15 protein-coding genes and 1 tRNA gene are annotated in these 18,909 nt (G+C 70.4%); 8 read left to right on the top strand and 8 right to left on the bottom strand.

The window, feature by feature from the left end; translation table 11 throughout:
• Positions 1-42 precede the first annotated feature (42 nt).
• The 4 genes from ACIQ9G_RS04500 to ACIQ9G_RS04485 are packed head-to-tail and all read left to right on the top strand — an operon-like array spanning position 43 to position 4,473.
• Entirely contained in the window at positions 43-972 is a 930-nt protein-coding gene (locus ACIQ9G_RS04500; protein WP_403606142.1) for a branched-chain amino acid ABC transporter permease, read from the top strand.
• Positions 973-976: 4 nt separating this feature from the next.
• Positions 977-2,788, top strand: a complete 1,812-nt coding sequence (locus ACIQ9G_RS04495) for a branched-chain amino acid ABC transporter permease (protein WP_403606139.1) — start codon at positions 977-979, stop codon at positions 2,786-2,788.
• Between the two features lie 6 nt (positions 2,789-2,794).
• Complete coding sequence (locus ACIQ9G_RS04490; RefSeq protein WP_403606136.1) at positions 2,795-3,760, top strand: ATP-binding cassette domain-containing protein; 966 nt, start codon at positions 2,795-2,797, stop codon at positions 3,758-3,760.
• Complete coding sequence (locus ACIQ9G_RS04485; protein ID WP_403606132.1) at positions 3,757-4,473, top strand: ABC transporter ATP-binding protein; 717 nt, start codon at positions 3,757-3,759, stop codon at positions 4,471-4,473. The genes ACIQ9G_RS04490 and ACIQ9G_RS04485 overlap by 4 nt, the downstream gene beginning before the upstream one ends.
• Positions 4,474-4,550: 77 nt before the next feature.
• Here the strand turns inward: ACIQ9G_RS04485 and ACIQ9G_RS04480 are convergent, their stop codons facing one another.
• Complete coding sequence (locus ACIQ9G_RS04480; RefSeq protein WP_402427966.1) at positions 4,551-5,222, bottom strand: ANTAR domain-containing response regulator; 672 nt, start codon at positions 5,220-5,222, stop codon at positions 4,551-4,553.
• A 104-nt stretch (positions 5,223-5,326) separates the two neighbouring features.
• Here ACIQ9G_RS04480 and ACIQ9G_RS04475 point away from each other — a divergent pair.
• Positions 5,327-5,401: transfer RNA gene (locus ACIQ9G_RS04475), tRNA-Leu, on the top strand.
• A 106-nt stretch (positions 5,402-5,507) separates the two neighbouring features.
• Positions 5,508-6,263, top strand: coding sequence for a transcriptional regulator (locus ACIQ9G_RS04470; RefSeq protein ID WP_403606129.1), 756 nt, complete (start codon positions 5,508-5,510; stop codon positions 6,261-6,263).
• A gap of 14 nt (positions 6,264-6,277) precedes the next feature.
• On the opposite strand, the gene pyk is transcribed toward ACIQ9G_RS04470, so the two are convergent.
• Complete coding sequence (pyk, locus tag ACIQ9G_RS04465) at positions 6,278-7,714, bottom strand: pyruvate kinase (RefSeq protein ID WP_403606126.1); 1,437 nt, start codon at positions 7,712-7,714, stop codon at positions 6,278-6,280.
• A 132-nt stretch (positions 7,715-7,846) separates the two neighbouring features.
• Positions 7,847-8,569 (bottom strand): SIMPL domain-containing protein, encoded by a 723-nt coding sequence (locus tag ACIQ9G_RS04460; protein ID WP_403606123.1) that lies wholly within the window; start codon positions 8,567-8,569, stop codon positions 7,847-7,849.
• Between the two features lie 157 nt (positions 8,570-8,726).
• Between ACIQ9G_RS04460 and ACIQ9G_RS04455 the strand changes: the two genes are divergently transcribed.
• A complete protein-coding gene (locus ACIQ9G_RS04455; RefSeq protein ID WP_403606120.1) occupies positions 8,727-10,538 on the top strand; it encodes a bifunctional metallophosphatase/5'-nucleotidase in 1,812 nt (603 codons plus the stop codon).
• 162 nt (positions 10,539-10,700) lie between these two features.
• Here the strand turns inward: ACIQ9G_RS04455 and ACIQ9G_RS04450 are convergent, their stop codons facing one another.
• The 5 genes from ACIQ9G_RS04450 to ACIQ9G_RS04430 form a co-directional block, all read right to left on the bottom strand.
• Complete coding sequence (locus ACIQ9G_RS04450) at positions 10,701-12,128, bottom strand: lysine N(6)-hydroxylase/L-ornithine N(5)-oxygenase family protein (protein ID WP_403606117.1); 1,428 nt, start codon at positions 12,126-12,128, stop codon at positions 10,701-10,703.
• On the bottom strand, positions 12,125-13,489 hold the full coding sequence (locus ACIQ9G_RS04445) for a pyridoxal phosphate-dependent decarboxylase family protein (protein ID WP_403606114.1): 1,365 nt from the start codon (positions 13,487-13,489) through the stop codon (positions 12,125-12,127). Before ACIQ9G_RS04445 ends, ACIQ9G_RS04450 begins: the two co-directional genes overlap by 4 nt.
• Before the next feature lie 673 nt (positions 13,490-14,162).
• The gene (gene pepN, locus ACIQ9G_RS04440) at positions 14,163-16,667 is read right to left on the bottom strand and encodes an aminopeptidase N (RefSeq protein ID WP_403606112.1); all 2,505 of its coding nucleotides are present in this window, start codon (positions 16,665-16,667) and stop codon (positions 14,163-14,165) included.
• Between the two features lie 155 nt (positions 16,668-16,822).
• Positions 16,823-17,293 (bottom strand): two-component system response regulator, encoded by a 471-nt coding sequence (locus tag ACIQ9G_RS04435; RefSeq protein WP_403606109.1) that lies wholly within the window; start codon positions 17,291-17,293, stop codon positions 16,823-16,825.
• A 143-nt stretch (positions 17,294-17,436) separates the two neighbouring features.
• The gene (locus ACIQ9G_RS04430) at positions 17,437-17,796 is read right to left on the bottom strand and encodes a chorismate mutase (protein ID WP_403606106.1); all 360 of its coding nucleotides are present in this window, start codon (positions 17,794-17,796) and stop codon (positions 17,437-17,439) included.
• A 171-nt stretch (positions 17,797-17,967) separates the two neighbouring features.
• On the opposite strand from ACIQ9G_RS04430, the gene ACIQ9G_RS04425 reads away from it, so the two are divergent.
• Complete coding sequence (locus ACIQ9G_RS04425; protein ID WP_403606104.1) at positions 17,968-18,867, top strand: hypothetical protein; 900 nt, start codon at positions 17,968-17,970, stop codon at positions 18,865-18,867.
• Positions 18,868-18,909 lie beyond the last annotated feature (42 nt).

Here is an 18,909-nt window from a genome sequence, read left to right as displayed (position 1 = left end):
CACGACAGTGCACACGACCACCAGTGACATGGAGGCCACGCGGTGAACACCCTGCCGCAGCAGCTGGCCAACGGGCTGCTCCTAGGCTCGATGTACGGGCTGATCGCCATCGGCTACACGATGGTGTACGGCATCGTCCAGCTCATCAACTTCGCACACGGCGAGATCTTCATGACCGGCGCCTTCGGCGCGCTCACGGTCTACTTCTACATCCTCCCCGACGGCACCACGATGTGGGCGGCGGTGCCCCTGATGCTCGTCGGCGGCGGGATCGTCGCCGTCCTCGTAGCGGTGGGAGCGGAACGATTCGCCTACCGGCCGCTGCGGCAGGCGCCACGACTGGCCCCCCTCATCACGGCCATCGGCCTCTCCCTGGCCCTCCAGGAAGTCGTCCGCAACTTCTACCCCGGCGCCGACAAGGCCCGCTCCTTCCCGAGCCTCGACACCACCCACGACCTCGGCTCGGTCACCATCAAGGACGCGGACATCTTCCTCATCCTCGCCGCCATCGTGTGCATGTCCGCCCTGGCCTGGTTCGTCCGTAAAAGCCGCACCGGCCGCGCCATGCAGGCCACCGCGCAGGACCCCGACACCGCACAGCTCATGGGCATCGACACCAACCGCATCATCGTCATCGCCTTCGCCATCGGCGGATTCTTCGCCGCCGTCGCCGCCGTCTCCTACGGCCTCAAGTACGGCAACATCGACTACCGCATGGGCTTCCTGATGGGCCTCAAGGCCTTCACCGCGGCCGTCCTCGGCGGCATCGGCAACATCTACGGCGCCATGCTCGGCGGCCTCGTCCTCGGCATCGCCGAAACCCTCGCCTCCGCCTACATCGACGAGATCCCCGGCATGAACCAACTCGGCGGCCAGAGCTGGGCCAACGTCTGGGCCTTCTGCCTCCTCATCCTCGTACTGCTGTTCAGGCCACAGGGCCTGCTCGGCGAGCGCGTCGCGGACAGGGCGTGATCACATGACCGAGACGACCAAGACCCCGGCCACCCCGCCCGCGGACGCCCCCACGGCGCCCGCCGCACGCGGCCTCCTCCCCCTGCCCGCCGCCGCGGCCCGCGCCCTGCTCCTCGCCGGCGGCATCGCCACCGCCGCCTCCACCTTCCTCGCCTGGACCTGGACCGCCGAATTCCCCGGTGACCTCACCGTCAACGGCTACCCCGGCGGCCTGCAATGGCTCACCTTCACCGCAGGCATCCTCGTCACCCTGTTCACCCTCGCCTCCTACGGCGTCCGAGGACTCGGCTGGCTCCTGCCCGCCCGCAACAACGCCCCCCTCTTCCTCACCGCCCTCGCCGCCTTCGGCGCCACCTGGTACACGATCATCTCGATCAGCGCCGAACTCGGCGGCCTCGCCAACCTGGAGCCCGGCGGCTGGGTCGCCGCCGTCGCCTCCGCCCTCCCCCTCCTCGGCGCCCTCGCCCTCCCCGAGCACAACACCGAAGGCGGCAAGGAAACCCTCAAGGCCTACATCGCCAAGCCCGACCACATCCCCGCCCCGCAGACCGCGCAGGGCTGGATCCAGCGGCTCACGATCACCGCCGTCACCCTCGCCGGCCTCGGCGTCTTCACCTACGGCATCGACACCGAATACGGCGAACTCTTCATCGGCTACCTCATCGTCGTCGTCTTCGCGATGTGGGCCCTGCACACCGCCGGCCTCCTCGACCGGTTCTCCCGCCTCGTCGCCGCCAACCGCAGCTTCACCCTCGCCATGGGCTTCGTCGCGGCCATCCTCTTCCCCTTCACCCAGACCGACGACCACTACGCCAACATCGGCGTCAACATCCTCATCTTCGGCACCGTCGCCCTGGGCCTGAACATCGTCGTCGGCCTCGCCGGCCTCCTCGACCTCGGCTACGTCGCCTTCCTCGGCGTCGGCGCCTACACCGCCGCCCTCGTCTCCGGCTCCGAGTTCTCCAAGTTCTCCGGCGTCCAGTTCCCCTTCTGGGCCGCCGCCCTCACCGGCGCCGCCGCCTCCCTCGTCTTCGGCGTCCTCATCGGCGCCCCCACCCTGCGACTGCGCGGCGACTACCTCGCCATCGTCACCCTCGGCTTCGGAGAGATCTTCCGCATCGCCGTCAACAACATGGACGGCGTCTCCGGCCCCGACATCACCAACGGCCCCAACGGCATCCCCTCCATCCCCGACCTGAACTTCTTCGGATTCAACTTCGGGGAAGCACACGACCTCGGCGGCTTCTCCCTCGGCCGGTTCGCCAACTACTACCTGCTGATGGTCCTCATCATGGCCATCGTCGTCCTCGTCTACACCCGCGCCGCCGACTCCCGCATCGGCCGCTCCTGGATCGCCATCCGCGAGGACGAGACCGCCGCCACCGCCATGGGCATCAACGGCTTCCGCGTCAAGCTCATCGCCTTCGCCCTCGGCGCCACCCTCGCCGGCCTCGCCGGCACCGTCAGCGCCCACGTCACCTACAGCGTCGTACCCAACCCCTACCAGTTCGCCGGCGCCGCACCACCCAACTCCGCGTTCCTCCTCGCCGCCGTCGTCCTCGGCGGCATGGGCACCGTCGCCGGCCCACTCCTCGGCGCCGCCCTGCTCTACCTCCTCCCCGAGAAGCTCGTCTTCCTCCAGGACAAGTCGCTGCTCGCCTTCGGCATCGCACTCATCCTGCTCATGCGCTTCCGCCCGGAAGGCATCATCGCCAACCGCCGCCGCCAGCTCGAATTCCACGAGACCGGCCAACTCGACGTACCAGAACAAGCGACGCTGACCGACGAACCGGCCGTCACCAAGGCAGGGGCGTAACGAACCATGACGACACCCGTACTCGAAGCCCGCGACGTCACCATGCGCTTCGGCGGCCTCACCGCCGTCCGCTCCGTGGACTTCACCGTCAACAGCGGCGAGATCGTCGGCCTCATCGGCCCCAACGGCGCCGGCAAGACCACCTTCTTCAACTGCCTGACCGGGCTCTACGTCCCCACCGAAGGCACCGTCTCCTACCAGGGACAGGTCCTCCCGCCCAAGCCCCACCTCGTCACCAAGGCCGGCATCGCCCGCACCTTCCAGAACATCCGGCTCTTCGCCAACATGACCGTCCTGGAAAACGTCCTCGTCGGCCGCCACACCCGCACCAAGGAAGGCCTCTGGTCCGCCCTGCTGCGCGGCCCCGGCTTCAAGAAAGCCGAAAAGGCCAGCGAAGAACGAGCCATGGAACTCCTCGAGTTCATCGGCCTCGCCCACAAGCGCGACCACCTCGCCCGCAACCTCCCCTACGGCGAACAGCGCAAGCTGGAGATCGCCCGAGCCCTCGCCAGCGAACCCGGCCTGCTGCTCCTGGACGAGCCCACCGCGGGCATGAACCCCCAGGAGACCCGGGCCACCGAGGAACTCGTCTTCGCCATCCGTGACATGGGCGTCGCCGTCCTCGTCATCGAGCACGACATGCGGTTCATCTTCAACCTCTGCGACCGCGTCGCCGTCCTCGTCCAGGGCGAGAAGCTCGTCGAAGGCACCTCCGAGGTCGTCCAGGCCGACGAACGCGTCGTCGCCGCCTACCTCGGCGAACCCTTCGAGGGCGACCCCGCACAGGCCGAGCCGGAGGACGCCCCGGCGACGCAGACCGTCACCGACGCCGTCCCCGCCGACGCCGCCACCGACGACCACAGCGCCGCCGAGGAGACCGAGACCGCAACATCCCAGACCGCGGACTCCGGGACCGCGACGCCCGCCGCGGACACGGAGGGCCCCGCCAGCACCAAGGGAGAAACCCAGTGACCGCACTGCTCGAGGTCGAGGACCTCAGGGTCGCCTACGGCAAGATCGAAGCCGTCAAGGGCATCTCCTTCAGCGTCGAAGCCGGACAGGTCGTCACCCTCATCGGCACCAACGGCGCCGGCAAGACCACGACCCTGCGCACCCTCTCCGGCCTCCTCAAGCCCACCTCCGGCAAGATCATGTTCGACGGCAAGCCCCTCACCGGCGTCGCCGCCCACAAGATCGTCGCCCTCGGGCTCGCTCACTCCCCCGAAGGCCGGCACATCTTCCCCCGCCTCACCATCGCCGAGAACCTCCAGCTCGGCGCCTTCCTCCGCAAGGACAAGGCAGGCATCGAGAAGGACATCCAGCGCGCCTACGACCTCTTCCCCATCCTCGGAGAACGCAGGAAGCAGGCCGCCGGCACCCTCTCCGGCGGTGAACAGCAGATGCTCGCCATGGGCCGGGCCCTCATGTCCCAGCCCAAACTGCTCATGCTCGACGAACCCTCCATGGGCCTCTCCCCGATCATGATGCAGAAGATCATGGCCACCATCGCCGAGCTGAAGTCCCAGGGCACCACCATCCTGCTCGTCGAGCAGAACGCCCAGGCCGCTCTCTCCCTCGCCGACCAGGGCCACGTCATGGAGGTCGGCAGCATCGCCCTCTCCGGCACCGGACAGGACCTGCTGCACGACGAATCGGTCCGCAAGGCCTACCTGGGCGAGGACTGACCCCACCCAGGGCGACAACGAGGAGGCCCGCTTCCCCCGGCCGGGGGAAGCGGGCCTCCTCGCACGCAACGGAACGCTCAGTCCTTGTCGGCCTTCGCGCCCTTCGAAGCCTTCTTCTCCTCGGAATCCTGGATGACCGCCTCCGCGACCTGCTGCATCGACATACGGCGGTCCATCGACGTCTTCTGCACCCAGCGGAACGCGGCCGGCTCCGTCAGCCCGTACTCCGTCTGCAGGATCGACTTCGCCCGGTCCACCAGCTTCCGGGTCTCCAGACGCTGGGAGAGGTCCGCGACCTCCTTCTCCAGCGCCTTCAGCTCCGTGAAGCGCGACACCGCCATCTCGATCGCCGGAACGACGTCGCTCTTGCTGAACGGCTTCACCAGATACGCCATCGCCCCCGCGTCCCGGGCACGCTCCACCAGGTCGCGCTGCGAGAACGCGGTCAGCATCAGCACCGGCGCGATACTCTCCCCGGCGATCTTCTCCGCCGCCGAGATGCCGTCGAGCTTCGGCATCTTCACATCAAGGATCACCAGGTCCGGGCGGTGCTCGCGGGCCAGCTCCACGGCCTGCTCACCGTCACCGGCCTCCCCGACGACCGAGTAGCCCTCCTCCTCCAGCATCTCTTTGAGGTCCAGCCGGATCAGCGCCTCGTCCTCGGCGATGACGACACGGGTCGTCAGCGGAGGCACGTGCGACTTGTCCTCGTCGGGCACGTCAACGGGCTGGGGCGACTCGGCGGTCACGGGGGCGCTCCTTGGTTCCTGGGCAGGAAGTACTGCTCCCAAGAGCCTACCTAGCTGCGGTAAGGTGGAGCTCCGAGGGGGGACCCCATACCTTCCTTTTTAAGGCCCCAGTACTCCAACTGGTTAGAGAGGCCGCTCTCAAACAGCGGACAGTGTGGGTTCGAATCCCACCTGGGGCACTTTCCTTCGGATCCAAGGTCGAGTCGGAATAAGCGGATGTTCACGTTCTCGCGAACATCCGCTTTTTGCTGCGTGTCGACGGCTTCACCCTCAGAGGGTGTGCACATGTACGACCTCAGCACACGGAAACGAGCCCTGGCGCTAATTGCTCAGGGGCGCAGCATCAACTCTGTAAGCCAGGAGACGGGCATCTCCCGAGCCGCCATCCGCTCCTGGCGCCATCGCCTCGAGCCCCTCCCCCGCATGGCGCCTCCGGAACCCGGGCCGCCCGCCGACGACTGCGCTTACGCCTATCTGCTGGGCCTCTACCTTGGTGACGGATGCATCAGCCCGCACCCGCGCTCCGGCTACTACCTCAGGATCGCGTGTGCCGACGCATGGCCAGGACTCCTCCAGCAATGCCGGGAGGCCATCCCGAACGTGCTCTCCGGGGCGCGCGTCTTCAGCGTCCAGAAGCAGGGCTGCACAATGGTGACCAGCTACTCCCGAAACTGGCCCCGCCTCTTCCCCCAGCACGGCCCCGGCAAGAAGCACGAGCGGCGGCTCGCTCTGGAGCCCTGGCAGCAGGAGATCGTCGACGCGCACCCGTGGGAATTCATCCGCGGGCTGATCCACTCCGACGGCTGCCGGATCACCAACTGGACGACCCGCCTCGTCGGCGGTGAGCGTAAGCGCTACGAATATCCCCGCTACTTCTTCACCAACGTCTCGGGCGACATCCGGCGGCTCTACACGGACACACTCGACCGGCTCGGCGTCGAGTGGACGCCGTGCACGCGCAACGGAAACCCGTACAACATCTCCGTCGCCCGCAAAGCCTCAGTAGCCCTCATGGATCTCCACGTCGGCCCCAAGCACTGACCGCCGCCGATCCCCTACTTAGGGCTGTCGTCCTCGCCGATGTGGTGGACGCGGACCATGTTCGTGGAGCCGGAGACGCCGGGGGGCGAACCCGCCGTGATCACGACCACGTCGCCCTTCTGGCAGCGGCCGTACTTCAGGAGCAGCTCGTCCACCTGGTCGACCATCGCGTCGGTGGAGCCGACGTGCGGGCCGAGGAAGGTCTCCACGCCCCACGACGCGCTGAGCTGGGAGCGGGTGGCCGGCTCGGGGGTGAAGGCCAGGAGCGGGATCGGGGAGCGGTAGCGGGAGAGGCGGCGGGCGGTGTCGCCGGACTGGGTGAAGGCGACGAGGAACCTGGCGCCGAGGAAGTCGCCCATCTCGGCCGCGGCGCGGGCGACGGCGCCGCCCTGGGTGCGGGGCTTGCTGTTCTCGGTGAGGGGTGGCAGGCCCTTGGCGAGGATGTCCTCTTCCGCGGCTTCGACGATGCGGGACATGGTGCGGACGGTTTCGACGGCGTATTTGCCGACGCTGGTCTCGCCGGACAGCATGACGGCGTCGGTGCCGTCGATGACGGCGTTGGCGACGTCGCTGGCCTCGGCGCGGGTGGGGCGCGAGTTGTCGATCATGGAGTCGAGCATCTGGGTCGCCACGATCACCGGTTTGGCGTTGCGCTTGGCGAGTTTGATGGCGCGTTTCTGGACGATCGGGACCTGTTCGAGGGGCATTTCGACGCCGAGGTCGCCGCGGGCGACCATGATGCCGTCGAAGGCGGCGACGATGTCGTCGATCGCGTCCACCGCCTGGGGTTTCTCGACCTTGGCGATGACGGGGAGGCGGCGGCCCTCGTCGTCCATGATGTGGTGGACGTCCTTGATGTCGCGGCCGCTGCGGACGAAGGACAGGGCGATGACGTCGAAGCCGGTGCGCAGCGCCCAGCGCAGGTCGTCCTCGTCCTTCTTGGACAGGGCGGGGACGGAGACGGCGACGCCGGGCAGGTTGAGGCCCTTGTGGTCGGAGATGACGCCGCCTTCTACGACGGTGGTGTGGACGCGGGGTCCGTCGACGGCGGTGACTTCGAGGGCGACTTTGCCGTCGTCGACGAGGATGCGTTCGCCGGGGGTGACGTCGGTGGCGAGGCCGGCGTAGGTGGTGCCGCAGGTGTGGCGGTCGCCTTCGGCGCCGTCTTCGACGGTGATGGTGAAGGTGTCGCCGCGTTCAAGGAGTACGGGTCCTTCGCGGAAGCGGCCGAGGCGGATCTTCGGGCCCTGAAGGTCGGCGAGGAGGCCGACGCTGCGTCCGGTCTCGTCGGCGGCTTTGCGGACGCGTCGGTAGCGCTCCTCGTGTTCGGCGTGGCTGCCGTGGCTGAGGTTGAATCGGGCGACGTCCATTCCGGCGTCGACCAGGGCTTTGATCTGGTCGTACGTGTCGGTGGCGGGCCCCAGGGTGCAGACGATTTTTGCTCGGCGCATGGGTTGAGCCTAGGCCTTACCGGTCGGTAGGGAATTGGTGTGGTGTGACTGCTCAACAACCTTTGGATGAAGGGTTGTTGACAAGTATTGAAGTGTGCGCGGGTGTGCTCCGATGAGCATGTCGGTGGTCTGTCAGGGCAGCCGGGGCGGTGTCATGGTGAAGCGGGCGTTGACGGTCGCGTGGACGTGCTGTTTCTGGGGTTCGAGGTCGAGGGGTGGGGCGGTCGTGTCCTCGCCGGCGCCGGCGTAGGCGGCCATGGAGCGCATGCGGGTGGCGGCCCGCGGGAGGGGTTCGGGGTTCTCCGCGCCGATGTCGGCGAGTTCCACGAGGGCGGCGAGGGTGGCGCCGAGGGCTTCGGCGTAGTCGCGGGCGCGCTGGAGGGCTTCGCGTACGGCTTGTCGGCGGGCGTCGCGGTGGACGGGTGAGTCGGGGCGCAGGGCCCACCAGGGGCCGTCCACTCGGGTGAGTTCCAAGTCGGCCAGGCGGGTGGTGAGTTCGCCGAGGGCGGTGAAGTCGGTGAGTTCGGCGGTGAGGTGGACGAGGCCGTGGTGGGTGCGGACGCGTTCGCCGCGGCCGCGCTGGGCGAGTTCGGGGGTGAGGGTGAGGTGGCCGGTTTCGATGTGTTCGACGGCCGGTCCGTAGCTCTTGAGGAGGTCGAGGACCTGGGTGTTGCGTCGGGTGAGGTCGTCGAGGGTGGAACGGCGGTCCTTGCCGCGGGCGCTGACGGTGACGCCGATGCGGGCGAGGTCGGGGTCGGCTTCGAGGTGGGCTTCGCCGCGGACGGCGATGCGGGGGGCGTCGGGGGTGCCGTAGGGGACGGGGGGTGTGGGTTCCTCCGGTGTGGGTGAGGTCATACGTCCCACTCTGTCACCGGTGACCGGTTTCCCGCTCCTGCCGGTCATCAGATCGAAACCTCCTGGACCTGTTGCGGCTAGTCATGCACGGGTCAGAATCTACGCGCGTCGTTGACCCTTTCGGACGCCCTTGACCCTTCTACGAGGAGAGCCAGACATGCCGTTGGACCGTCGGAAGTTTCTGAAGAAGTCCGCCGTGACGGGGGCTGGGGTCGCGCTGGCCGGTACGGCGGCTCCGGCGGCGCGGGCTGCCGAGACCGAGGAGGCGCAGCAGGCGGGGAGGTCGGCGAAGCGGTACTCCCTGACCGTCATGGGCACCACCGACCTGCACGGGCACGTCTTCAACTGGGACTACTTCAAGGACGCGGAGTACGTCGACAAGGCGGGCAACGCCCTGGGTCTGTCCCGGATCTCGACGCTGGTGAACGAGATCCGTGAGGAGAAGGGCCGCTGCAACACGCTGCTGGTGGACGCGGGTGACACGATTCAGGGCACTCCGCTGACGTACTACTACGCGAGAGTGGACCCGATCACCGCCGAGGGTGGTCCGGTGCACCCGATGGCGCAGGCGATGAACGCGATCGGGTACGACGCGGTGGCGATCGGCAACCACGAGTTCAACTACGGCATCGAGACGCTGCGGAAGTTCGAGTCGCAGTGCGACTTCCCACTGCTCGGTGCGAACGCGCTGGACGCGAAGACGCAGCTGCCGGCCTTCCCGCCGTACTTCATGAAGACGTTCCGGGTGCCGGGCGCGCGGCCGGTGAAGGTGGCGGTGCTGGGCCTGACGAACCCGGGTATCGCCATCTGGGACAAGGCCTATGTGCAGGGGAAGCTGACGTTCCCGGGGCTGGAGGAGCAGGCGGCGAAGTGGGTGCCGAAGCTGCGGTCGATGGGCGCGGACGTGGTGATCGTGTCGGCGCACTCGGGTGCGTCGGGCACGTCGTCGTGGGGTGACCAGCTGCCGTACGTGGAGAACTCGGCGGCGAACGTGGCGCGGCAGGTGCCGGGGATCGACGCGATCCTGGTGGGTCACGCGCATGTGGAGATCCCGGAGCTGAAGGTCGTCAACGAGCAGACGGGGAAGACGGTCGTGCTGTCGGAGCCGCTGTGCTACGCGGAGCGGCTGACCCTGTTCGACATCGAGCTGGTGTTCGCCAAGGGCCGGTGGGAGGTCGAGTCGGTCTCGGCGTCGCTGCGCAACTCCAACTCGGTCGCGGACGACCCGAAGATCACCAAGCTGCTGACCGACGAGCACGAGGCGGTGGTGAAGTACGTCAACCAGGTCGTCGGCAGGGCGACCGAGACGCTGACCACGGTCGAGGCCCGCTACAAGGACGCCCCGATCATCGACCTGATCACCAAGGTGCAGGAGGACGTGGTGAAGGCCGCGCTGGCCGGCACCGAGTACGCCGCGCTGCCGGTGATCGCGCAGGCCTCGCCGTTCTCCCGGACGTCGGAGATCCCGGCGGGCGATGTGACGATCCGGGACCTGTCGAGCCTGTACGTGTACGACAACACGCTGGTCGCGAAGCTGATGACGGGCGCGCAGGTGCGGGCGTACCTGGAGTACTCGGCGGAGTACTTCGTGCAGACGGCGGCCGGTGCGCCTGTCGACGTGGACAAGATGACGAACGCGAACGGCCGTCCGGATTACAACTACGACTATGTGTCGGGTTTCCGGTACGACATCGACATCGCGCAGCCGGCGGGTTCGCGGATCAAGAACCTGACGTACGCCGGTGCGGCTCTGGACGACGCGCAGCAGTTCGTGCTGGCGGTGAACAACTACCGGGCCAACGGCGGTGGCGCCTTCCCGCATGTCGCCTCGGCGAAGGAGCTGTGGTCGGAGTCGACGGAGATCCGCACGCGGATCGCGGAGTGGGTGACCGCGAAGGGTGTGCTGGACCCGAAGGACTTCGCGTCGGTGGACTGGAAGCTGACGCGCGACGGCACTCCGGTGTTCTAGTGCGGTTGCGGTCGCCGTCGTGGTGACGGTGGAGGTGCGGGTGGCGGCGTCGGCGCGGGGTGTGCGTCGGCGCCGCCGCCGTGTCCGGGCGGCGTTCGACGTGCGGCGTGCGGCGTTTCGGCGTTCGGCATGCGACGTGCGGCGTTCGGCTTCGGGGGTGTCTCAGCGCTGGTCGACGAGGGGGGTGAGGGTGACGCGGCGTCCGGGGGGCGGTACCTGCGGCTGGGGGGTGAGGCCGAAGGTGGTGAAGGCGGTGCGGGCGGGGAGCGGGTAGGGCTCGGTGCCGGTGACGGCGTTGAGGATGGTCGCGCTGCGCCAGGCGGCGAGGCCGAGGTCGGGGGTGCCGACGCCGTGGGTGTGGAGTTCGGCGTTCTGTACGTAGACGTGGCAGCCGGTGGCGGTGACGGAGGGGTCGAGGACGAGGCGGAACTGTTCGTCGACACGGGGCCGTTCGTGGCTGTCGCGGCGCAGGTAGGGGTCGAGGCCGGCGAGGAGTCCGGTGAGGGGGCGTTCGCGGTAGCCGGTGGCGAGGACGACGGCGTCGGTGGTGAGGCGGGAGCGGGTGCCCTGTTCGACGTGTTCGAGGTGGAGTTCGACCTTGGTGGCGGCGACGCGGCCGGCGGTGCGGACGCGGACGCCGGGGGTGAGGACGGCGTCGGGCCAGCCGCTGTGCAGGGAGCGGCGGTAGAGCTCGTCGTGGATGGCGGCCAGGGTGCCGGCGTCGATGCCTTTGTGGAGCTGCCACTGGGAGGTGATGAGCTGGTCGCGGACGGGTTCGGCGAGGGCGTGGAAGTAGCGGGTGTAGTCGGGGGTGAAGTGTTCCAGGCCGAGCTTGGAGTACTCCATGGGGGCGAAGGCGGCGGTGCGGCCGATCCAGTGGAGTCGTTCGCGCCCGGGTGGGCGGCGGCGGAGCAGGTCGAGGAAGATCTCGGCGCCGGACTGTCCTGATCCGACGACGGTGATGTGGCCGGCGGTGAGCAGGGCGTCGCGGTGGTGGAGGTAGTCGGCGGCGTGCAGGACGGGTACGCCGGGGGCTTCGGTGAGGGGACGGAGCGGTTCGGGCACGTGGGGTTCGGTGCCGATGCCGAGGACGACGTTGCGGGTGTGGGTGCGGCCGAGTGCCTCGGCTTCGCCGTCGGTGCCGAGGCGGGTGAAGTCGATGTCGAACAGGGCGCGTTCGGGGTTCCAGCGGACGGCGTCGATCTGGTGGCCGAAGTGGAGTGCGGGGAGGTTCTGGGAGACCCAGCGGCAGTAGGCGTCGTATTCGGCGCGCTGGATGTGGAAGCGCTCGGCGAAGTAGAAGGGGAAGAGCCGGTCGCGGGCCTTGAGGTAGTTGAGGAAGGACCAGTCGCTGGCGGGGTCGGCGAGGGTGACGAGGTCGGCGAGGAAGGGGACCTGGATGCGGGCGCCCTCGATGAGCAGTCCGGGGTGCCATTCGAAGGCGGGGCGCTGTTCGTAGAAGGCGGTGTCGAGTCCGGGGAGTGGGTGGGCGAGGGCGGCGAGGGAGAGGTTGAACGGCCCGATGCCGATGCCGACCAGGTCGTGGGGGGCGGCGGGGGTGTGGCCCGGGGGAAAGGGGGTCGGTCTCATCGGGGGGTGCTTCCTTCCACCAGTTTCAGGAGGGCGGCGAGGTCGTCGGGCCGGGTGTCGGGGTTGAGGAGGGTGGCCTTGAGCCAGAGGCGGTCGGCGAGGCGGGCGCGGCCGAGGACGGCGCGGCCGTCGGTGAGGAGTCTGCGGCGTACGGCGGCCACGGCGTCGTCGGATGCGCCGGTGGGCCGGAAGAGGACCGTGCTGATGGTGGGCCGGGCGTGGAGTTCGAAGCCGGGGTGGTCGCGGACGAGGTCGGCGAACTCGCGGGCGCGGGCGCAGACCTGGTCGACGAGGGTGCCGAGGCCGGACCGGCCGAGGGTCTTGAGGGTGACGGCGATCTTGAGGATGTCGGGGCGGCGGGTGGTGCGCAGGGAGCGGCCGAGGAGGTCGGGCAGGCCCGCCGCGGTGTCGTCGTCGGCGTTGAGGTAGTCGGCGTGCTGGTTGAGGACGGCCAGGTCGCGGGGGTGGCGGACGGCGAGGAGGCCGGCGGGGACGGGTTGCCAGCCGAGTTTGTGCAGGTCGAGGGTGACGGTGTGGGCGGCTTCGAGGCCGGTGAGCTTGTCGCGGTGCCGTTCGCTGAAGAGGAGGCCGCCGCCGTGGGCGGCGTCGATGTGGAGGCGGGCGCCGTGGGCGGCGCACAGTCCGGCGATCTCGGGGAGCGGGTCGATGAGGCCGGCGTCGGTGGTGCCGGCGGTGGCGGCGACGAGGAGGGAGCCGCGCGGGCCGGGGAGGTCGCTGAGGGCGCTGTGCAGGGCGACGAGGTCGATGGTGCCGGTGGGGGCGGGGACGGTCACAGGTTCGGGCAGGCCGAGCAGCCAGGCGGCGCGGGGCAGGGAGTGGTGGGCGTTGGTGCCGCAGACGAGCCGGAGGCCGTCGTGGGCCTCGCGGGCGAGCAGCAGGGCGAGCTGGTTGGACTCGGTGCCGCCGGTGGTGACGACGGAGTCGGCCAGGCCGGTCTCGTGGGCGAGTTCGCGGGTGAGGAGGGCTTCGAGCGCGGAGGCCGCGGGGGCCTGGTCCCAGGAGTCGAGGGAGGGGTTGAGGGCGCTGACGGCGAGGTCGGCGGCGGTGGCCACGGCGAGCGGCGGGCAGTGCAGGTGGGCCGCGCACAGGGGGTCGGCGGGGTCGGCGGCGCCCTCGGCGAGGGCGTGCACGAGGGTGCGCAGGGCCTCGGGGTCGCCGTGGTCGGGCAGGATCTCCCCGACGGCTTCGCGGAGTCGGGCGGCGACCGCCACCGGGCCGCCCGTGGGCAGCGGTCCCCCGCGTGCGCGCCGGCCGCTGTCCAGGGCGTCGAGCACGGTGTCGAGCAACGGCCGCAGGGCACCGGGGCCTTCGGGTCCCGAGGCGAGGGGCGGAGCGCTCATGGACTGTCCTCCGTGGCGCGGGGGCAGGGACTTCCAGCTTGTACGCATGCGGGTCCGACGCGCCCGGAAAGTCCGGCGATCGGAACCCGAAAGGGGGAACTGCCGTGCGGGGCAAGCGTGTCGGGCCCGGCGGCGGGGGCGTCGCCTTCGGTCGGATGGGCCGGTGGACGATCGAGGTTCGGGTGGCCGGGTCGTGGTCCGGGCGCCCGGGCCGCGGGGCGAGGAGGGCGGGCTGAGCCGCGGCGCGGGCACGGCGGGCCGAGGCGCCGCGGGGACGACGGTCCGAAGCGGGGCTCGGCACGATGGGCTGAACCGAGCACCGGCACGACGGCCCGAGCCGGGGGCGAACACGACGGCCCGGACCGGGCTGGGGGGCACGGCTGAGCCGAGCGCGGCGACGACGGCCCGAACCAAGGGCCGGCACGACGGGCTGACCAGGCGCAGGCACGGCGGCCGGAACGAGACGCGGGCACGACGGTCTGCACCGAACGTGGCACGACGGCCCGGACCGGGCTGGGGGCACGGCGGGCTGAGCCGAGCGCGGCGACGACGGCCCGAACCAAGGGCCGGCACGACGGGCTGACCGGGCGCAGGCACGGCGGCCGGAACGAGGCGCGGGCGCGGCAGGATGGGCCGGGCGCGGGCACGGGGGGCGTGCGCCGCGCCGGTGGTTTTATGCCTCTCGGACGCGTAGGGCGCGTGCCAGGTCGTCGAGTTGGTCGACGAGTTTGCGGCGCAGGGCCGGGATGGGGTCGGCCTCGCGCAGGCAGGTCTCGCCGAGGCCCAGGGTGTCGGCGTCGACGGCGTGTGCGGGGAAGGCGTAGCGGCCGGCGGCGTCGGCGATGGCGGGGCCGCGGCGGGCGGCGACGGCGACCGCGTCCTCGTAGTAGCGGGGCACGTACTCCCGTACGAGGTCGGCCTGTTCGGGCTGCCAGAAGCCCTGGGCGGTCGCGGTGAACAGGTAGTTCGACAGCTCGTCGGTGGCGAACATCGCCTCCCAGGCCCTGCGCTTGGACTCCGCGTCGGGCAGGGCGGCGCGGCAGCGGGCGGCGCCCTCCTGGCCGGTGGCGCTGGGGTCGCGGGCCAGTTCGGCGGCGATGGTGTCCTCGTCGGTGGCGCCGAGCGCGGCGAGCCGGGCCAGGATGCGCCAGCGCAGCTCCGGGTCGAGTTCGGGGCCGCCGGAGACGGTTCCCTCGGAGAGCCAGGCGGCGATCGTGCCGGGGCGGGCGGCGACGTCGATGAGGTGGCGTACGGCGGTCAGGCGCAGGCCCGGGTTGTCGCCGTCCTCGGTGCGGCGGATCAGGTCGCGGCACAGGTCGGTGAGGGTGGCCAGGGCGGCGGGCCGCTGGTCGGCGGGCAGGAAGCGGTCCGTGATGTGCACGGTGGCGAAGGACAGGACGCCCTGCACGACGGCGAGGTCCTTCTCCTCGGGGAGGTGGGCGGCGGCGGTGGCCAGGTAGTCGGCGGGGGCGAGGTCGCCGTCGCGCACCATGTCGCGCAGGCTGTTCCAGACGACGGCGCGGGTCAGCCCGTCGGGGAGGCCGGACAGGCCGCGCAGCGCGGTCTCCAGGGAGTCCTCGTCGAGGCGGATCTTGGCGTAGGTGAGGTCGAGGTCGTTGGGGACGACGAGGGCGGGCCGGGCGCCGGGGCGCGCCGCGGGGCCGGTGCCCTGGGGGACGTCGGTGTCGTAGCGCTCGCGCAGGACGAGGACGCGGCCGTCGCTCAGGTCGCGGTCGTAGACGCCGACGGTGACGCGGTGCGGGCGGCTGCCCCGGTGGCCGAGGTCGAGGGTCCACTCGCCGGGGCGGGAGCCGACGGCGGCGGTGAGGGTGTCGACGCCGGAGGTGCGCAGCCAGGAGTCGGCCCAGGCGTGGACGTCCCGGTCGGTGTGGTGGGCGAGGGAGTCGATGAAGTCGGCGAGGGTGGCGTTGGCGAACCTGTGGCGGGTGAAGTGGGTGTTGATGCCGGCGAGGAAGTCCTTCTCGCCGAGCCAGGCCACCAGTTGGCGCAGCGCGGAGGCGCCCTTGGCGTAGGAGATGCCGTCGAAGTTGACCATGGCGGAGGCGGTGTCGTCGACGGCTTCGGGGGCGACGGGGTGGGTGGAGGGGCGCTGGTCGGCGTCGTAGCCCCAGGCCTTGCGGGCGACGCCGAAGTCGGTCCAGGTGTCGGTGAAGCGGGTCGCCTCGGTGAGTGTCTGGTAGCCCATGTACTCGGCGAAGGACTCGTTGAGCCAGATGTCGTCCCACCACTTGAGGGTGACGAGATCGCCGAACCACATGTGGGCCATCTCGTGGGCGACGACCATGGCGCGGGTCTGCCGTTCGGTGTCGGTGACGGCGGAGCGGTAGACGAACTCGTCGCGGAAGGTGACCAGGCCGGGGTTCTCCATGGCGCCCGCGTTGAACTCGGGGACGAAGGCCTGGTCGTAGGAGTCGAAGGGGTAGGGCTCCTCGAACTTCTCGTGGTAGCGGTCGAAGCAGGCGCGGGTGATGTCGAGGATTTCGTCGGCGTCCGCGTCGAGGTGGGGTGCGAGGGAGCGGCGGCAGTGGATGCCGAAGGGCAGGCCGCGGTGCTCGGTGCGCACGGAGTGCCAGGGGCCGGCGGCGACGGCGACGAGGTAGGTGGAGATCAGCGGGGTGGCGGCGGCCTTCCAGCGGCCGTCGCCGAGGTGCTCGGTGACGCCGTTGGCGAGGACGGTCCAGCCTTCGGGGGCGGTGACGGTCAGGTCGAAGACGGCCTTGAGGTCGGGCTGGTCGAAGGCGGCGAAGACGCGCTGGACGTCTTCCATGAACAGCTGGGTGTAGAGGTAGGTCTCGCCGTCGGTGGGATCGGTGAAGCGGTGCATGCCCTCGCCGGTGCGGGAGTAGCGCATGGCGGCGTCGACGCGCAGTTCGTGTTCGCCGGGGGCGAGGTTCTTCAGGGGCAGGCGGTTGTCGACCAGGTTCTCCGGGTCGAGGGGCTGTCCGTCGAGGGTGGCGGAGCGCAGTTCGGCGGGCTTGAGCTCGACGAAGGTGTCCGTGGCGTCCTGGCCGGCGCGCACGGTGAACCGGATGACGGTCAGGGAGTCGAAGGTCTCGTCCCCGGCGGTCAGATCGAGGTCGATCGTGTAGCGGTGGACGTCGAGGAGCTGGGCACGGGTCTGCGCTTCGTCGCGCGTGAGTACGGACATGGACGCCATGCTGCCCGATGGCACCGAGAGGGCACGAGGGGGTATCGGTGGCGTGCGCCGGAGGACGCTGGGGTTCCGTTTCGGGGCGGCCCGGGCCGGGTCGGGTCGGGTGAGGTGGTCGGTCAGGTGGGGTGAGGCCGTCGGGTCAGGGCGGGTGAGGGGCCCTAGGCGGGCGCCGCGGCCTCGGGGGCCCGGGTCTGCTCGGCCACCCGGGCGCGCAGGACGCGTATCTCCTCCTCGAGCGCCTGCCGGCGCTGGTGGGCGTCGTAGAGGTAGTGGACCTTGGTGCGCAGCACCCAGGGGTCGACGGGTTTCGTCAGCAGGTCGGCGACGCCGAGGCGGAAGGCCGTCGCGGTCAGGTCGTGGTCGTAGCCGAAGCCGGTGAGGAGGATTACGGGGATGTGCCGGGTCTGCTTCAGGCGGCGCAGGTGGCGCACCACGTCCAGGCCGCTGATGCCGGGCATGCGCACGTCCAGCAGCAACAGGCCGACCTGGCCGCGCAGCACCTGCTTGAGCGCTTCGTCGCCGTTGGTGGCACGGTCCGTCCGGTGGCCGAGCGGGGCCAGGGCGCTCTCCAGCGCGAACAGGGTGTGTTCGTGGTCGTCGACGATGAGGATCTTGGCATCCGACGGCATGGCCCGACGTCCCTCCCGTGTGGGGGACCACCAGCTTACGTCCGGGGCACTGACGGACGGTGCCCGCGGACTGACGGGCGGTGCACAGCGCAGCATGCACCCCCTGGGGGTCCGCTGTCACGACCCGTGCGTACCGTCCGAGGTCAGCGGGGTGCCGACGGGTCGCCAGGGGCGCCGTTGCCGGCGTCGTCGGCGATGCGCTCGTGGTGCCGGATCACCTCGGCGATGATGAAGTTCAGGAACTTCTCGGCGAATCCGGGGTCCAGCTTGGCGTCCTCGGCGAGGGAGCGCAGCCGGGTGATCTGGCGGCTCTCGCGGTCCGGGTCGGCGGGCGGCAGCCGGTGGGCGGCCTTCAGGTGGCCGACCTGCTGGGTCGCCTTGAACCGCTCGGCGAGCATGTGGACGACGGCCGCGTCGATGTTGTCGATGCTGTCGCGCAGCCGTGCGAGTTCCTCGCGGACGGCGCAGTCGACGTCGTCGGTGCCGGTGCTGCTGGTGGTCATGGGCAGCCACCCTACGGGGTGTGTGTCCACCCCACGGGGCGCGGCCGTCCGATCGTGGGCGGACCGCCGGTGGCCCGGCCCGGCTGCCGGCCGGCGGGAATCCGCGCGCGTCCGCGGAGAGCGGATCCGCATAGAGTGGAGTGGAGTTCAGAGCGTCTTTGGGGGTCGGGCGTGGCGAACGACGGACCGGTCGAGCACGGCTACCCGCATCTGGAGACGGTGCGGGCCGCGATCACCGCGCTGTACAGACGGCTGTCGTACGACACGATCCAGACGTTCGCCACCAGCGTGGCCCCCGCCGACGTCGCCTTCTGCGACACCGACGACCTGCATCTGGGCGCGCAGCGCGTGGCCCGTGAACTGCTGCGCCACTACCGGCTGCCGGACGCCCGCCTGATCGTCGGCTTCCGCGAGATGACGCACGCGGCGAATGTCGAACTGGCGGCGGGGCCGGAGTACTTCGTCGAGCTGAACGACCGCTTCCGCACGCACCGCCGGGACATCGGCGCGGCCCTGGCCCACGAGGTGACGCACGTCTATCTGCACCGCCTGGGCCTGTCCTTCCCCGGCACCCGTGACAACGAGGTCCTCACCGACACGGCCGCGACGTATCTGGGCGCGGGCTGGCTCCTGCTGGACGCCTTCCGGCAGGACGCGGCGTCGTCGCAGAAGCTCGGCTATCTCACGCCGGAGGAGTTCGGGTACGTGCTGGCCAAGCGGGCGCTGGTCCTCGGTGAGGACCCCTCGACGTGGTTCACCAGTCCGCAGGCGTACACGGCGTACGTCGAGGGGATGGCCCGGGCCCGCCAGGACGAGCGGCAGCCGCCGCTGACGGCGGCGGGCTGGGCGGGGCGCCGCCGGTACGCCCGGGACCGGCGGCACGCCCAGGACCACCGGCCGGTGCCGTCCGTCCAGCCGGAGACCGCGTACTCCTTCGCTCCGGACGACGACGGTCGGCTGCGGGTGTCGTTCCCCTGCCCGACCTGCCATCAGCGGATCAGGGTGCCGGTGCGGGGCCGGATGCGGGCGCGGTGCGCGCTGTGCCGGACGGTGCTGGAGTGCGACACGTAGGGCCGTGCGCCCTCTTCGGTCCGCGCGGTGACCGCGTGGGCG

The sequence above is a fragment of the Streptomyces sp. NPDC096152 genome, from assembly GCF_044763235.1.
Classification (GTDB): Bacteria; Actinomycetota; Actinomycetes; order Streptomycetales; family Streptomycetaceae; genus Streptomyces.
The sequence above is the reverse complement of the archived record's forward strand: the minus strand, read 5'-3'. Positions and strand labels throughout refer to the sequence as shown.

Excerpts from the sequence above, each read along its gene's own strand:
- pepN (WP_403606112.1), bottom strand. The coding sequence starts at position 16,667 with ATGGCGTCCATGTCCGTACTCACGCGCGACGAAGCGCAGACCCGTGCC.
- ACIQ9G_RS04450 (WP_403606117.1), bottom strand. The coding sequence starts at position 12,128 with ATGAGACCGACCCCCTTTCCCCCGGGCCACACCCCCGCCGCCCCCCAC.
- ACIQ9G_RS04430 (WP_403606106.1), bottom strand. The coding sequence starts at position 17,796 with ATGACCACCAGCAGCACCGGCACCGACGACGTCGACTGCGCCGTCCGC.
- ACIQ9G_RS04445 (WP_403606114.1), bottom strand. The coding sequence starts at position 13,489 with ATGAGCGCTCCGCCCCTCGCCTCGGGACCCGAAGGCCCCGGTGCCCTG.
- pyk (WP_403606126.1), bottom strand. The coding sequence starts at position 7,714 with ATGCGCCGAGCAAAAATCGTCTGCACCCTGGGGCCCGCCACCGACACG.
- ACIQ9G_RS04495 (WP_403606139.1), top strand. The coding sequence starts at position 977 with ATGACCGAGACGACCAAGACCCCGGCCACCCCGCCCGCGGACGCCCCC.
- ACIQ9G_RS04435 (WP_403606109.1), bottom strand. The coding sequence starts at position 17,293 with ATGCCGTCGGATGCCAAGATCCTCATCGTCGACGACCACGAACACACC.
- ACIQ9G_RS04490 (WP_403606136.1), top strand. The coding sequence starts at position 2,795 with ATGACGACACCCGTACTCGAAGCCCGCGACGTCACCATGCGCTTCGGC.
- ACIQ9G_RS04470 (WP_403606129.1), top strand. The coding sequence starts at position 5,508 with ATGTACGACCTCAGCACACGGAAACGAGCCCTGGCGCTAATTGCTCAG.
- ACIQ9G_RS04460 (WP_403606123.1), bottom strand. The coding sequence starts at position 8,569 with ATGACCTCACCCACACCGGAGGAACCCACACCCCCCGTCCCCTACGGC.
- ACIQ9G_RS04455 (WP_403606120.1), top strand. The coding sequence starts at position 8,727 with ATGCCGTTGGACCGTCGGAAGTTTCTGAAGAAGTCCGCCGTGACGGGG.